A 13,809-nucleotide genomic window follows, 5' to 3' on the forward strand; every position below is an offset into this window, starting at 1 on the left:
ATAGGTGCCTGTCCGGAAGCGACTGCCGGTTTTGGGCAAAGGGGAAGCCCCATCAGCGTTTTGCCGTTGGTGGGGCTTCGACTTTTCGGCCATCCGGTGACGTCTTGATGGTCTGGCAGAATCCTCGGATCTTCAGGTCTTCCTACCTCGTCACAGGTAGCTCATATCTGACTTTGCCGAAGGCTGCGCCGAATATATTTCACTGAATCTTTGGTTCCTGCGTCCCGCTTCTTTCGAAGTGGGTAAGAACTATTTTGGTCGCCTCCAGGATGGAGTGCAAGAGCCCCGAAAGAACTACATGACAGTAATTCTTTCGGGGCTCTTTGCTGCCCAATCATGGTGTGGGCGAGCTGGAATCAGTCGAATTCCGGGCTTTCGCTGCGGCTGCGCTTCAGCTCGAAGAAATGCGGGAAGGAAGCGAGCGTGACCGTGGCGTCCCATAGCTCGCCGGCACGCTCGCCGCGCGGGATCCGGGTCAGGACGGGACCGAAAAACGCTGTTCCGTTGAAGGCCACAACCGGCGTGCCAACGTCCTGGCCCACCAGGGAGATGCCTTCCTCGTGGCTGGCCCGCAGCTGCGCGTCGAAGGCGTCCGAACCTGCTGCCTCGGCCAGCCCGGCAGGCAACCCGCACTCGGCCAGGGCTTTGGCGATGACGACGTCGAAGTCTTTCTCGCCGCCAATATGGATCAGCGTACCCATGGCGTCGTACAAGGGCTTGACCACCTGATCACCATGCTGCTCCCTGGCGGCAGTGATGACGCGCACCGGGCCCCATCCCCTGTCCATCAGCTCCCGGTAGCCCGCATCGAGATCCCGGCCCTCGTTCAGGACGGACAGGCTCATTACGTGCCAGACGGTCTTGATGTCCCGGACAGCTTCGACCTCCCCGATCCAGCGCGAGGTGATCCAGGCGAACGGGCACAGCGGATCGAACCAAAAATCGGCGTGGTTAGTGGTGGCTTCAGTCATGCGTAAGCTCCTCTGGTTCTTCAATTGCGTAGTTCGTAGGTTCTGAAGGAGTTATGCGGATTTGCGACGCTTGCTCACGTGCGGGATGAGCGTGGGCTCCGCCTTCTTCAGGACAACATCGGATGTGATGACCACGCTGGCCACGTCCTCCCGGCTGGGCAGGTCGAACATGACCGGCAGCAGCACTTCCTCCATGATGGCGCGCAGGCCGCGGGCACCGGTGCCACGCTCCAAGGCCTGATCCGCGATGGCGTTGAGGGCGTCCTCATCAAAGGCGAGTTCCACGCCGTCGATCTGGAACATCTTCTGGTATTGCTTGACCAGTGCGTTCTTGGGCGTGGAGAGGATCTGGATGAGAGCGTCCCGGTCCAGGCTTGAAACCGTGGTAATCACCGGCAGGCGTCCAATGAATTCCGGGATCAGGCCGAACTTCAGCAGGTCTTCAGGCATGACCTCCCCGTAGGAGTCCACCTTGTTGCTGGCATCGTTGAGCGGCGCGCCGAAGCCGATGCCCTTGCGCCCGGACCGCGAGCCGATGATTTCCTCGAGCCCGGCGAAGGCGCCTGCGACGATGAAAAGCACATTGGTGGTGTCGATCTGGATGAATTCCTGATGGGGGTGCTTCCGGCCGCCCTGCGGCGGGACGGAGGCAACGGTCCCTTCCAGGATCTTCAGCAGGGCCTGCTGAACGCCTTCGCCGGAAACATCCCGGGTGATGGAGGGGTTTTCGCTCTTGCGCGAAATCTTGTCGATCTCATCGATGTAGATGATGCCCTGTTCGGCCTTTTTGACGTCGTAGTCCGCTGCCTGGATCAGCTTGAGGAGGATGTTCTCCACATCCTCGCCCACGTAGCCCGCCTCCGTCAGGGCGGTGGCATCAGCAACGGCGAACGGGACGTTCAGGCGCCGGGCCAGCGTCTGCGCAAGGTACGTTTTGCCGCAGCCCGTGGGGCCGATGAGCAGGATGTTGGACTTGGCGATTTCGACGTCGTCGTGGTGGCCTGCATCGGCGAGGCTGCCGCTCTTCGGGGCGTGCCCTGCCTGGATCCGCTTGTAGTGGTTGTAGACCGCAACGGCGAGGGAACGCTTGGCAGGCTCCTGGCCGATGACGTATTCCTGCAGGAAGTCAAAGATTTCGCGGGGCTTGGGCAGTTCGAAACTCCCCAGATCGGCGACTTCGGCGAGCTCTTCCTCAATGATCTCGTTGCAGAGTTCAATGCATTCGTCGCAGATGTAAACACCGGGCCCGGCTATGAGCTTGCGCACCTGCTTCTGGCTCTTTCCGCAGAAAGAACACTTCAGCAGATCCGTGCTCTCGCCAATCCGAGCCATATGTGAACCCCTTTAGTATCTGCTGCCAGGCAGCTGTGCACCGTTGCTGGAATCGTGGGCGGCCTGGGTGGGCCGGCCGTGACACCTTCCACTCTAGGTCACATTTGACCGCAAGGGTGGAAAGCTAAGGCCGGTGCGGGCCAAAATACTGGGCCGCACCGGCCTGTCGGGAATGTTGCTAGCGGGCGAGTGCCTGCGGTTTCATCTTGCGGGAGTCAAGCACCTGGTCGATGAGGCCGTAGTCAAGGGCCTCGGCTGCCGTCAGGATCTTGTCGCGTTCAATATCGTTGTTGACCTGCTCAGGGGTGCGGCCCGAGTGCTGGGCCAGCGTGTCCTCAAGCCAGGAGCGCATCCGCATGACCTCAGCGGCCTGGATCTCGAGGTCGGAGGCCTGTCCGCCCTGACCGCCGGAGAGCGCGGGCTGGTGGATCAGGACGCGGGCGTTGGGCAGGGCCAGGCGCTTGCCCGGCGTGCCGGCGGCCAGGATGACGGCGGCGGCACTGGCGGCCTGGCCGAGGCAGACCGTCTGGATCTCCGGCCGGATGTACGTCATGGTGTCGTAGATCGCCGTCATGGCCGTGAAGGAGCCGCCCGGGGAGTTGATGTAGAGCGTGATGTCGCGGTCCGGGTCCGTGGACTCGAGCACCAGCAGCTGGGCCATGACGTCGTCCGCCGAGGCGTCGTCAATCTGGACCCCGAGGAAGATGATGCGGTCCTCGAACAGTTTGGTGTACGGGTCCTGGCGTTTGAAGCCGTACGGTGTGCGCTCTTCGAACTGGGGAAGTACGTAGCGGCTGGTCGGAAGATTACCGGCAGTCGATCCGAAGTTGTAAGTCATTTTTTGTTGCTCCTGATCTGAATGTTCGAAAGTGCCGGGTTACTTCTCGGAGGCCGGCTCGCCGGAGTTCCCGTTGGCGGTTCCCCCACCGCCGGATACGGAACCGGCGTGGGCCGCGATCTTGTCAAAGAAGCCGTACTCGAGGGCTTCGGTGGCCGTGAACCACTTGTCGCGGTCATTGTCCTTGAGGATGGTTTCCACGGTCTGGCCGGTCTGGTCCGCAGTCAGTTCAGCCATCACCTTTTTCATGTGCAGGATCAGTTCGGCCTGGATCTTGATGTCCGAGGCCGTGCCGCCGATACCGCCGGAGGGCTGGTGCATGAGGACGCGGGCGTTGGGCGTGGCGTAGCGCTTGCCCTTCGTGCCCGAGGACAGCAGGAACTGGCCCATGGAGGCTGCGAGCCCGGTGGCGACCGTGACGACGTCGTTGGGGATGAACTGCATGGTGTCGTAGATGGCCATGCCGGCCGTCACGGAACCGCCGGGTGAGTTGATGTAGAGGTAGATGTCCTTTTCCGGGTTCTCCGCGGAAAGGAGCAGCAGCTGCGAGCAGATGGCGTTGGCGTTGTCGTCGCGCACCTCGGAGCCCAGCCAGATGATCCGCTCCTTGAGGAGCCGGTTGTAGATGTAGTTGTCCTGGGCGGCCGGATCGACGGTCGCCATCCGGGGGCTCTCTGCGTGCTGTGACATGTGTACTTACCTCTCGCTGGTGACGGTGACATCACTGAACTTCACTACTGGACACTAACCGGTTTGATGACCGATTTGTTCGCCGGAATCGCGCTGTTCGCTGACGGCGCACGATCCCCGGCGGCCGACGGAGCAATGCTGTTCCCGGACGGGGCTTTAACGAAAGCAACCCCCGGACCGGTCGGTCCAGGGGCTGCCTTCAGTTGTACTGTCCGGCCGTGCTAGAACTTCACAGCTGCCGGGTCGTCGCTCGCGGTGGCTTCCGTGCCGGCCTGGGCGTCCTCGGTGGACTCCTCCACGGCCGGAGCTTCCTCTTCGCCGCCGGGACGGACGAAGTCGCTGAGGTCAACGGCCTTGCCGTCGGTGTCAGTGACCGTGGCCTGGCCCAGGACAACAGCCAGGGCCTTGCGGCGGCGGACCTCGGAAACCATCATGGGAACCTGGCCGCTCTGATCGATGATCTGGGCGAACTGGTTCGGGTCCATGCCGTACTGGCTGGCCGTGGACACGATGTAGTCGATCAGCTCGTTCTGGCTGACATTGACGTCTTCCTTTTCGGCGATCGCGTCGAGGATGATCTCGTTCTGGAAGGCGCGTGCGGTGTTGGCCTTGACCTCTTCGCGGTGCTCCTCGGTGTCGTGCTCGCCGTCACCGTGTCCGTTGCCGTCCTTGAAGTGGGCTTCGAGCTGCTCTTCGACCACAGAGTCCGGAACCGGGACCTCAACGAGCTCAACGAGCTTGTCCAGTACCTTGTCGCGGGCCTCTACGCCCTGCTCCACAACCTTGGACTCAGCGGCCTGCTTGGCCAGGTCTTCGCGAAGTTCGGCGAGGGTGTCGAACTCGGAGGCCAGCTGGGCGAAGTCGTCGTCAGCCTCGGGGAGCTCGCGCTCCTTGACGGCCTTCACGACAACCTTCACCTGGGCCGACTCGCCGGCGTGGTCGCCGCCCACCAGAGTGGTATCGAAGATCGCATCCTCGTCAACGCTCAGGCCGGTGACTGCCTCGTCGAGGCCTTCCAGCATGGTGCCTGCGCCCACCTGGTAGGACAGCCCGGCAGCGGAATCAACCTCGGCACCGTCAATGGTGGCGGTGATGTCGATGGTGAGGAAGTCACCGTCGGCAGCCGGACGGTCCACGGACTTGAGCGTGCCGAAGCGGCCACGCAGTTCGTCCAGGGCCTTGTCCACGTCCTCGTCAGAGGACTCGGCAGCGGCTACCTCGACCTTGATTCCGGCGTAGTCCGGGAGTTCGATCTCGGGGCGCACATCAACCTCGGCGTGGAACTTCAGTTCCCCGTCCGTGGAGGTGGGGTCCGGAACTTCGGTGATTTCAACCTCGGGGCGGCTCAGGGGGCGGATGCCGGATTCCTGAACTGCAGCCTGGTACCAGCCGTTGAGGCCTTCGTTGATGGCGGTCTCGAGGACGTAGCCGCGGCCGACGCGCTGGTCGATCAGCTTGGAGGGGACTTTGCCCTTACGGAAGCCAGGCACCTGAATCTGCGAAGCAACAGTCTTGTAGGCCTCGTCGATGCTGGGCTTCAATTCCTCAAAGGGGACCTCAACATTGAGCTTGACCCGCGTGGGGGTGAGGTTCTCGACAGCGCTCTTCACGGTCTAAGTACTCCTGGGGTTTCGTGGGATGGGTATCTGCAACGCATTTCTTCCCCGGGCCGCGTAGACGGTCGAGGCCGCAGAGTCGGGGTGACAGGATTTGAACCTGCGACTTCCTGCTCCCAAAGCAGGTGCTCTAGCCAAGCTGAGCTACACCCCGTAAGTGCACAGGCAAGTCTACGGTGATTTCTGCCCCGATTGCACATTTGACACGTGGGGCATGAATTAGGTTTAGTTGTATCCGGCTTCAACAGCCAGACCGAAGAACGCAGCAGACCGGCAGGCCCGGCGAGCGTGCTTTTCCGGGGACGTAGCTTAATGGTAAAGCCTCAGTCTTCCAAACTGATTACGCGGGTTCGATTCCCGTCGTCCCCTCCGGACATGCAGGGCTCCTTTTACGGGGCCCTGCATTTTTTTGTTTCTCTGGAACCTGCTACTGCATCGTGTTTCCCTGCATCCTGTTTCTGCGAAACCTAAGCGTCAGTTCCCGCTATGCCTGGCAGCCGGGGCACCAGTACAGCTTGCGGCCAACCAGTTCCGAGACCGCCACCGTCGTGGCGCAGACCCTGCACGGAAGCCCCTCCCGCTTGTACACAAAATGCGCGTCCTCCCCCGCGGGCAGCACCGCCCCTTCCTCCCAGTACACCGCCGGTGTGGTGATGATCCGCCCGTCGCGGACGCCGTCGGCCATCACGGCGGCGGTGTCGTCCCACAACTGTCCGGCAGCACCGGCGGATAAGGTGTTGCCTGGAAGCCAGGGATTGATCCGCTGGCGGAAGAGCACCTCGGCCCGGTAAACGTTGCCGACGCCGGCTATCACCTTCTGGTCCATCAGCAGCGCGGCGACGGGCGTCTTCCGCGACAACACGCCCGTCACGAAGCGTTCCTTGTCCTCGGGCAGGTTCCGCAGCGGGTCAGGCCCGAGCCTGGCCAGGACGGCGCGCGCCTCGGCCTCGGTGATGGCGGCGCAGGTCGTGGCGCCGCGGAGGTCCGCCCACCCGTGCCGGCTCACGAGCCGGACGCGGACGGCGCCTTTCGGTTCGGGCGGCCCGGCGTACTCGACCGCCGCCACGTCCTCAAACAGTTCGCTCTCCCCGACCTTCCGGGGCGCGCCGATGCTGGAGGCGCCTCGGAAGGTGTCGTCACCGCCAAAATCCCAGGCGCCGTACAAACCCAGGTGGACATGCAGCACCACGGCATGGTCAAAATGCAGGAAGAGGTGCTTGCCGTGGGCCCGGGAGTCGGTGAGCACCTGGCCGTCCAGGAGCGCGGCGCCGTCGGCGAAGCGGCCCTGGGGGCTGCTGACCGTCAACGGTTCGCCGGTGAACACGTCACCGAACTGCTGCGCCAGGCGGCGGACTGAATGCCCCTCCGGCACTACTCGATGACCTCGCCGGTGGCCTCATACGCCGCGATTTTGCCGATCCGCCGCACGTGCCGCTCGTCGTTGCTGAACGGCTCCGCGAGGAAGGCTTCGATCAGCTCGGTGGCTTCCTCCACCGTGTGCTGGCGGCCGCCGACCGCCACGACGTTCGCGTCGTTGTGTTCACGCGCCAGCGTTGCGGTGGAGTGGTTCCAGGCAAGTGCCGCGCGGACACCCTTGACCTTGTTGGCCGCGATCTGTTCGCCGTTGCCCGAACCGCCCAGCACGATGCCCAGGGCATGGACGCCCGCCTGCTGGTCCGCCACGACGGCGAGCGCTGCGTTGATGCAGAAGGACGGGTAGTCATCCTGCGCGTCGTAGACCTTGGGGCCATGGTCCACCACGTCGTAGCCCTTGGCCGTGAGGTGGGTGACCAGGTGGGCGCTGAGTTCCATGCCTGCGTGGTCGGTGGCGATGTGTACCCGCGGGAAGGCAGGGGAAGAAGTCACAGCAGTGTCCGTTCGTTTCGGGCCGGGTCAGATCGACACGGACAAGAATACTAGGATCCGCTCTCGCCGGGCACCGACCCGGCGCCATCGCGCTGGGCCCGTGCGGCCACGCGCGTCAGGACCTCGGCCAGCTGCGCGGCCTTCGCGGGGCTGCCGCCGCTGACCGCCACATTGTGTCCGTCGGTTTTGCGGACGACGACGGCGGGGCCGCTGCTGACCAGCATCGCGGCGGTGCCGCCGTGGTTACGGTAGCCCCACCCTCCGTAGTCGGCGGCGCGTACCTCTGCGGCGCTGGCGGCGGAAATCGAGGCCGCGGGGACGTCCATGACGGGCAGCACGCCGGCCACCAGCACGCGCAGTCCCCGGCGGTCGGCCTTTACCCGGGCGAAGAGGAAGGCGGCAGCCACCACGGCGACGGCGGCCAGCAGTGCACCCAGCCAGGGCAGGGCCACGGCAATCAGGGCGGCCGGGAAAAGGCTGGCGACGGCAATCATGACAAACACGGAGCTCCTGGCATGCACCCAGAGCCGGTACGTGTCCCTTGCCAAATCAGGATCCAGCTCGCGGGCGAGGGCCACCTCGAGGGCGCGGTCATCCTCGGGCGACCACTGCGTGTCGGCCTTGAAAACAAACCCCATGATGACTCCCAGTGACAGGGCCGCGCCGCTGCCCATCGCGAGGACTATCACGTCCACGTGGGACTCGCGGGCGTCGGCAAGCCCGGTCTGGCCCACCAGGCCGGCCGCCAGCACCGCGGTGACGAACAGGCTGACGGACAGTCCGGCGCCCATCATGATCCGGCGCATCACCGTAGGCCGGGACAGCGGCACCGCCTGCGACAGCACCAGCCAGCCGGCGGCCAGGATCAGCGCTGCGCCACCCCACGCGTAGACAGCGAACGGCGCAAAGTAAGCTCCGCCGTCGGCCGTCCAGCCAATCGCGACCGGATTCGGAAGGTCTGCACGCAACAAAAAAGCGCTGACCACAAACGCCGCGGCCAGCACCACCGGGAAGCCCACTGCAAACCGAAGCGCCTTCGCATCCACCGAATCCCGGAACTTTCCCATGCATTAACGCTACTCCCGCCAGCGGCCGTGACAGAATGACTTCACTTGTGCCGGTGCAGGCCACCGCCCGCCGGCAACCGAAAATCTTCTGGAGGCCCCACTTGCCAGGTATGAACCTGACTCGCGCCGAAGCCCGCGAGCGTGCCGAACTCATCAACGTTGACTCCTACGAGGTTGCACTGGACCTCACCAGGGGCGGGCAGGTCTTCGGGACCACCACCACGGTGAAGTTCACGGCCGTGCCGGGCTCCTCCACTTTCATTGACGCCGTTACTCACGCTGTGCACAGCGTCACCCTCAACGGGCTGGCACTGGACCCGGCCACTGTTTCCGACGGCATCCGGATCCAACTGCCGGACCTGGCGGCAACAAATGAGCTGACGGTCGTGGCTGACGCGCCGTACATGAACACCGGCGAAGGCCTGCACCGGTTCGTTGATCCGGTGGACGGCGAGGTCTACCTGTACACCCAGTTCGAGGTGCCCGATTCGCGGCGCATGTTCGCGGTCTTCGAACAGCCGGACCTGAAGGGCACCTTCGCCTTCACCGTCACGGCGCCCTCGGGCTGGGATGTCATCTCGAACTCCCCCACCCCCGCGCCCGTGGAAGCCGCCCCGGGGGACGACGGCGGCGCGCGGTCCGTGTGGGCGTTCGCCCCCACCCCGCGGCTGTCCTCATACGTCACCGCGCTCATCGCCGGCCCGTACCAGTCGGTCCGCGGCGATGTGACCAGCTCCGACGGCCGGGTGGTCCCGCTGGGCGTTTTCGCCAGGAAATCGCTGATGCAGTACCTGGATGCGGACAACATCTTTGAGCTGACGCGGCAGGGCTTTGAATTCTTTGAGGCCCAGTTCGGCGTCGCGTATCCGTTCGAAAAGTACGACCAGCTGTTCGTCCCCGAGTTCAACGCGGGCGCCATGGAGAACGCCGGTGCCGTGACCATCCTCGAAGGCTATGTGTTCCGCAGTAAGGTCACCGGCGCGCAGATCGAACGCCGCGCCATCACGGTGCTGCACGAGCTCGCCCACATGTGGTTCGGCGACCTTGTGACCATGCGCTGGTGGAACGATCTTTGGCTCAATGAGTCCTTCGCCGAATACATGTCGCACCTCGCCGCGGTGGAAAACACGTCCTTCACCAGCGCGTGGACCACGTTCGCTTCGGTGGAGAAATCCTGGGCCTACCGCCAGGACCAGCTGCCCACCACCCACCCGATCTTCGCCGAAATCAATGATCTGCAGGACGTGGAGGTCAACTTCGACGGCATCACTTACGCCAAGGGCGCCTCGGTGCTGCGCCAGCTCGTGGCCTGGGTGGGACCGGAGCAGTTCATGGCCGGCGTCCGCGAATACTTCGCCAAGCACGCCTGGCAGAACACCGAGCTCAGCGACCTCATGGCGGAGCTGGAGAAGGCCAGCGGCCGCGACCTGGACCAGTGGGGCCGGCTCTGGCTGGAGACGGCCGGCGTCAACACGCTCACGCCGGAACTCGATGTGGACGGTTCCGGCACCCTGACATCCTTCAGCATCGTCCAGTCCGCCGTGGCGGAGTGGCCCACCATCCGCCCGCACCGGCTGGCCGTGGGGTTCTACAACCTGACTGCCGCAGGCAAGCTGGAACGCGTTCACCGCGAAGAGCTCGACGTGGACGGCGAGCGCACCGAGGTGCCCGGGCTGGTCGGGCTGACGCAGCCGGACCTGATCCTGGTCAACGATGACGACCTCGCCTACGCCAAGGTCCGGCTGGACGGGAAGTCACTGGCCACGGCCACGGCACATTTGAAGGATTTCAGCGCCAGCCTTCCCCGCACGCTGGTCTGGAACTCCGCCTGGGATGCGGCCCGCGACGGCCAGGCCCCGGCGCGCGGATATGTGCAGCTGGTCCTGGCGAATGTGGCGGCCGAGTCCGATTCGTCCGTCATTCTGGTCCAGCTGCGCCAGCTGGCCACCACCCTGAATTTCTACGTTGCCGAGGAACACCGCGCCGCCACCACCGTTGCGGCGGTGGACACGCTGTGGGATCTGGCCAGTGCGGCAGCAGGCGGCTCGGACGCCCAGCTTCAGTTTGTGAAGTCGTTCGCCCTGCTGGCGTCCAGCGGCGCCCAGCTGGACACCGTCGCCGGCCTGCTGGACGGCTCGGTGGAGCTTGACGGGCTGGCGGTGGACCAGGACCTGCGCTGGGAACTGCTCGCCTCGCTGGTGGCGGGGGGCCGCCGGGGCCAGGGCGAGATCGACGCGGAGCTGGAGCGCGACAACACCGCCAGCGGGCAGAATGCCGCAGCGTTGGCAAAGGCCGCAATTCCCACTCCCGAGGCCAAGGCCGCGGCCTGGGAGTCGATCGTGGTCAAGGGAGAGCTCTCCAATGCGCTGCAGGGATCGGCCGTCACCGGCTTTATGCGCGTCCTGGACCGGACATTGCTGGAGCCGTACTCGGAAAAGTACTTCGAGGCCGTTCCCGGCATCGTGGCGGACCGCACCCACGCACTGGCCCAGCAGATCGTCGTCGGGCTTTACCCGGCGCTGCTGACCACGCAGGCCACGGTGGACCGCACGGACGCGTTTCTTGCCGGTCTCCCGGCGGACAGCTCGGCGCTGCGGCGGATGATGCTGGAAAATCGCGACGGCGTGGCCCGGGCCCTGCGGGCACGCGCGGCTGACGTCCTCCCGGGCGATGCGTAAGCTGGCGGCATGAGCCTGAGCCAGCACCACTACTCGTTGGCGGTCCAGTGGACCGGAAACCTGGGCGAGGGGACCTCGTCCTACCGCGGCTACTCACGCGACCACGACATCGTGATCCCCGGACTGCCGGTCCTCAAGGGGTCGGCCGATCCGACGTTCCATGGGGACCGCGACAGGTACAACCCCGAGCAGCTGTTGCTGGCGGCGCTGGCGCAGTGCCACATGCTGTCCTTCCTGCATGTGGCGGTCCGGCACGGGGTGGTTGTCACCGGCTACCGGGACGAGGCCACGGGACGTCTTCGGCTGAACCAGGACGGCAGCGGCCAGTTCGAGTCCGTCACGCTGAACCCGCAGGTCACCGTGGCCGACGAGGCGCACGTGGCTCTGGCGGAGCAAATGCACCGGGAAGCCAACCAGGTCTGCTTTATCGCCCGGAGCGTCAACTTCCCGGTGCTGCACTCCCCGGTGACCGTAGCGTCCCGCCCGCCCAACTAGTGGTGTGTCTCCAAAATAGTTGATGCTTTGAGCGTTAAGCTTGTGTCATGGCGAACATTGCTCCTGCTTTGGTGGTTTCTGATTCCCAGCGTGCTTTGTTGGAGGTGCTCGCGAAGTCGCAGACGGCGTCCCATCGCGAGGTTCAGCGGGCGCAGGTGTTGTTGATGGCCGCGGAGGGGTTGGCCAATGATTCGATCGCGAAGGTTGCCGGGCTGAGTCCGGGGACGGTCAGGTCGTGGCGGGCCCGGTTCGAGGCAGAAGGCTTGGCCCACTTGGGCGAGGTGCGTGCCGGGCGTGGCCGCAAGCCGGTCATTCCACAGTCCAAGATCGATGAAATCGTTGATCTGACGCGCAATTCCAAGCCCGAAGGACACACGCACTGGTCGGTGCGGACGATGGCCGCGAAGGTGGGTGTGTCCCCGGCGCAGGTTCAGCGGATCTGGGCGGCCCGGGGCTTGAAACCACACCTCGTGGATACTTTCAAGCTCTCCAACGATCCGAAGTTTGAGGAAAAACTCATCGATGTCGTTGGTCTGTATCTGAACCCGCCGGAGAAGGCGATCGTGCTGTGCATGGACGAGAAATCCTCGATCCAGGCCCTGGACCGCACCCAGCCGTCCCTTCCGATGACGAAGGGCCGGGCCGAAACAATGACCCATGACTACAAACGCAACGGCACCACCACCTTGTTCGCCGCCCTGGACGTGGCCACCGGAAAAGTCATCGGCTCGTGCCTGCCCAAGCACCGGCACGAGGAATTCCTGGTGTTCCTCAAAACCATCAACAAGGAAGTCCCGCGCGGTTTGGACGTCCATCTGATCCTGGACAACTACGCCACCCACAAACACCCGGACGTGAAGGCCTGGCTGGTCAGAAATCCGAGGTTCCAGCTACATTTCACCCCCACCTCATCCTCGTGGCTGAACCTGGTCGAGCGCTGGTTCAGGGAACTGACCGACAAGGCATTACGCCGCGGTGCGTTCCATTCGGTACCGGATCTGATCACCAAAATCGAGGAGTACCTCGCCGCCCACAACACCGAACCCAAGCCCCTGGTATGGACCACGACCGCAGACTCAATCCTTAAGAAAGTAGCCCGCGGCCGCGTCGCCCTCGAGACCATCAAACAAAACTGAGACAGACCACTAGGTAGCAGTAAGTGTCGTTTTGAGGGCTCAAAACGACACTTACTGCTACTTACATGGAGGCTGCCGGGTCAGCGGCTTAGCAGGAGTTCTTCGGCGAGCAGGGCTTCCGTGGCCGGTGTGAGCCCCGCCTTGCGGTGGCGCTACAGACCCCGGCTACGCTCGTCCGCAAGCGTGTCCGCCAAGGTTTCCTGCCAGGGCCGGGTCCTCAGTCCGGCTGCCCTGGCGGACCGGTTGCTGCGGGTGCAGAACCCCCCGTGGCCAGGAGGCAGCCACAGCGGGAGCGAACCCGGCCCGGACCAGTAGTTGATCCCGTGCGCCACGAGCCAGTCCTCCGAAGCGCCCAGCACTTCGCCGCTGAACCCCGCGGCACTCTGCGATTCCGCAACATAGTCCCCGAACGGCACGCTGTGCCCCACCGCGTTCAGCGGGCCCGTCACCCCGTGCTCCGCCGCAGTGAGGATCCACGCAGCCAGGTCGCGGACGTCAATGACCTGGGTGGCATGGCCACCGATGTCAGGGACGACGGCGGCCCGGTTGTCCCGCGCGAACCGCGCCGGCCAGTAGCCGTAGCGATCAGACGCATCACCGGGACCGCCGATCAGGCCCGCACGGCAAAGATGGGCGTTGCCGCCGGTGGCTCTAAGTGTTTCCCGTTCGATGGCGGCCTTGGACTCTCCATAGTTTTCAGGCGTGGACGGGGTGCCGGGTGCCAGGGGCTGGAGAAGCGGGGCGTCCTCGGCGGCGTCCGGGGTGGAGTGGTCCGCGTAGACGGAGCAGCTGGACACGAACGTCCAGTGGCCCGTGCGGCCGGCGAGCGCTGTGAGCGCTGCTGTGGCCGGGACAGGATCGCGCTACCTCTATCACGGCGTCCCAGCCACCAGCCAGCGTCATATAGCTGTCCGCGCCGAGTGAGCGGTCTGCCTGCACCCATGCGACGCCTGCCGGTGGTTCCGCCGCAGAACCGCGGGCCAAACAGGTGACCCGGTGCCCGGCGGCCACTGCCTGCCGGGCGATTTCCGAGGAGAGAAAGGCTGTTCCGCCGAGGACGAGGATGCGCATGGGTTCACGGTACGGCGCTAATGTTGAAAGAGAACAGAGCCTTACGCGC

11 protein-coding genes, 2 tRNA genes and 1 pseudogene are annotated in these 13,809 nt (G+C 64.6%); 4 read left to right on the forward strand and 10 right to left on the reverse strand.

Translation table 11 applies throughout. The features are described from left to right. Window positions 1-356 precede the first annotated feature (356 nt). The 6 genes from SBP01_RS10980 to SBP01_RS11005 form a co-directional block, all read right to left on the reverse strand. Complete coding sequence (locus SBP01_RS10980) at window positions 357-971, reverse strand: disulfide bond formation protein DsbA (protein ID WP_275216102.1); 615 nt, start codon at window positions 969-971, stop codon at window positions 357-359. Window positions 972-1,022: 51 nt separating this feature from the next. After that, window positions 1,023-2,303 carry an ATP-dependent Clp protease ATP-binding subunit ClpX gene (gene clpX / locus SBP01_RS10985; protein WP_275216101.1) on the reverse strand — a complete coding sequence of 427 codons (1,281 nt, stop codon included), beginning with the start codon at window positions 2,301-2,303 and terminating at the stop codon, window positions 1,023-1,025. A 178-nt stretch (window positions 2,304-2,481) separates the two neighbouring features. After that, window positions 2,482-3,141 carry an ATP-dependent Clp protease proteolytic subunit gene (locus tag SBP01_RS10990; RefSeq protein WP_275216099.1) on the reverse strand — a complete coding sequence of 220 codons (660 nt, stop codon included), beginning with the start codon at window positions 3,139-3,141 and terminating at the stop codon, window positions 2,482-2,484. A gap of 39 nt (window positions 3,142-3,180) precedes the next feature. Beyond that, the gene (locus SBP01_RS10995) at window positions 3,181-3,804 is read right to left on the reverse strand and encodes an ATP-dependent Clp protease proteolytic subunit (protein WP_320538326.1); all 624 of its coding nucleotides are present in this window, start codon (window positions 3,802-3,804) and stop codon (window positions 3,181-3,183) included. Window positions 3,805-4,052: 248 nt separating this feature from the next. Beyond that, window positions 4,053-5,441, reverse strand: a complete 1,389-nt coding sequence (gene tig / locus SBP01_RS11000; protein WP_275216098.1) for a trigger factor — start codon at window positions 5,439-5,441, stop codon at window positions 4,053-4,055. A gap of 85 nt (window positions 5,442-5,526) precedes the next feature. After that, window positions 5,527-5,601 (reverse strand) — tRNA-Pro (locus SBP01_RS11005). A 144-nt stretch (window positions 5,602-5,745) separates the two neighbouring features. On the opposite strand from SBP01_RS11005, the gene SBP01_RS11010 reads away from it, so the two are divergent. Then, window positions 5,746-5,816, forward strand: a tRNA-Gly gene (locus tag SBP01_RS11010). Between the two features lie 115 nt (window positions 5,817-5,931). Here the strand turns inward: SBP01_RS11010 and SBP01_RS11015 are convergent. Genes SBP01_RS11015 through SBP01_RS11025 form a run of 3 tightly spaced genes read right to left on the reverse strand, consistent with a single transcriptional unit; the run spans window position 5,932 to window position 8,380 of the window. Beyond that, complete coding sequence (locus tag SBP01_RS11015) at window positions 5,932-6,819, reverse strand: Fpg/Nei family DNA glycosylase (RefSeq protein ID WP_275216097.1); 888 nt, start codon at window positions 6,817-6,819, stop codon at window positions 5,932-5,934. Beyond that, on the reverse strand, window positions 6,819-7,313 hold the full coding sequence (locus tag SBP01_RS11020) for a ribose-5-phosphate isomerase (RefSeq protein WP_275216096.1): 495 nt from the start codon (window positions 7,311-7,313) through the stop codon (window positions 6,819-6,821). The genes SBP01_RS11015 and SBP01_RS11020 overlap by 1 nt, the downstream gene beginning before the upstream one ends. A 50-nt stretch (window positions 7,314-7,363) precedes the next feature. Further along, a complete protein-coding gene (locus SBP01_RS11025; protein WP_275216094.1) occupies window positions 7,364-8,380 on the reverse strand; it encodes a hypothetical protein in 1,017 nt (338 codons plus the stop codon). A gap of 110 nt (window positions 8,381-8,490) precedes the next feature. Here SBP01_RS11025 and pepN point away from each other — a divergent pair, with 110 nt between their 5' ends. From pepN to SBP01_RS11040, 3 genes are read left to right on the forward strand one after another with little or no spacing between them, the layout of a single operon-like run. Beyond that, a complete protein-coding gene (gene pepN, locus SBP01_RS11030) occupies window positions 8,491-11,058 on the forward strand; it encodes an aminopeptidase N (RefSeq protein ID WP_320535806.1) in 2,568 nt (855 codons plus the stop codon). Window positions 11,059-11,067: 9 nt separating this feature from the next. Further along, window positions 11,068-11,553 (forward strand): OsmC family protein, encoded by a 486-nt coding sequence (locus SBP01_RS11035; protein ID WP_320535807.1) that lies wholly within the window; start codon window positions 11,068-11,070, stop codon window positions 11,551-11,553. 47 nt (window positions 11,554-11,600) lie between these two features. Next, window positions 11,601-12,689, forward strand: coding sequence for an IS630 family transposase (locus SBP01_RS11040; RefSeq protein ID WP_320535808.1), 1,089 nt, complete (start codon window positions 11,601-11,603; stop codon window positions 12,687-12,689). A 155-nt stretch (window positions 12,690-12,844) separates the two neighbouring features. Here the strand turns inward: SBP01_RS11040 and SBP01_RS11045 are convergent. Beyond that, a pseudogene (locus tag SBP01_RS11045) lies at window positions 12,845-13,760 on the reverse strand (NAD-dependent epimerase/dehydratase family protein); the annotation flags it as partial. Window positions 13,761-13,809 lie beyond the last annotated feature (49 nt).

The organism is Pseudarthrobacter sp. IC2-21 (assembly GCF_034048115.1).
Classification (GTDB): Bacteria; Actinomycetota; Actinomycetes; order Actinomycetales; family Micrococcaceae; genus Arthrobacter; species Arthrobacter naphthalenicus.

Bases quoted from the DNA above. Each gene is read 5' to 3' on its own strand.
- SBP01_RS10980 (WP_275216102.1), bottom strand. From the start codon at position 971: ATGACTGAAGCCACCACTAACCACGCCGATTTTTGGTTCGATCCGCTG.
- clpX (WP_275216101.1), bottom strand. From the start codon at position 2,303: ATGGCTCGGATTGGCGAGAGCACGGATCTGCTGAAGTGTTCTTTCTGC.
- SBP01_RS10990 (WP_275216099.1), bottom strand. From the start codon at position 3,141: ATGACTTACAACTTCGGATCGACTGCCGGTAATCTTCCGACCAGCCGC.
- SBP01_RS10995 (WP_320538326.1), bottom strand. From the start codon at position 3,804: ATGGCGACCGTCGATCCGGCCGCCCAGGACAACTACATCTACAACCGG.
- SBP01_RS11025 (WP_275216094.1), bottom strand. From the start codon at position 8,380: ATGGGAAAGTTCCGGGATTCGGTGGATGCGAAGGCGCTTCGGTTTGCA.
- pepN (WP_320535806.1), top strand. From the start codon at position 8,491: ATGAACCTGACTCGCGCCGAAGCCCGCGAGCGTGCCGAACTCATCAAC.
- SBP01_RS11035 (WP_320535807.1), top strand. From the start codon at position 11,068: ATGAGCCTGAGCCAGCACCACTACTCGTTGGCGGTCCAGTGGACCGGA.
- SBP01_RS11040 (WP_320535808.1), top strand. From the start codon at position 11,601: ATGGCGAACATTGCTCCTGCTTTGGTGGTTTCTGATTCCCAGCGTGCT.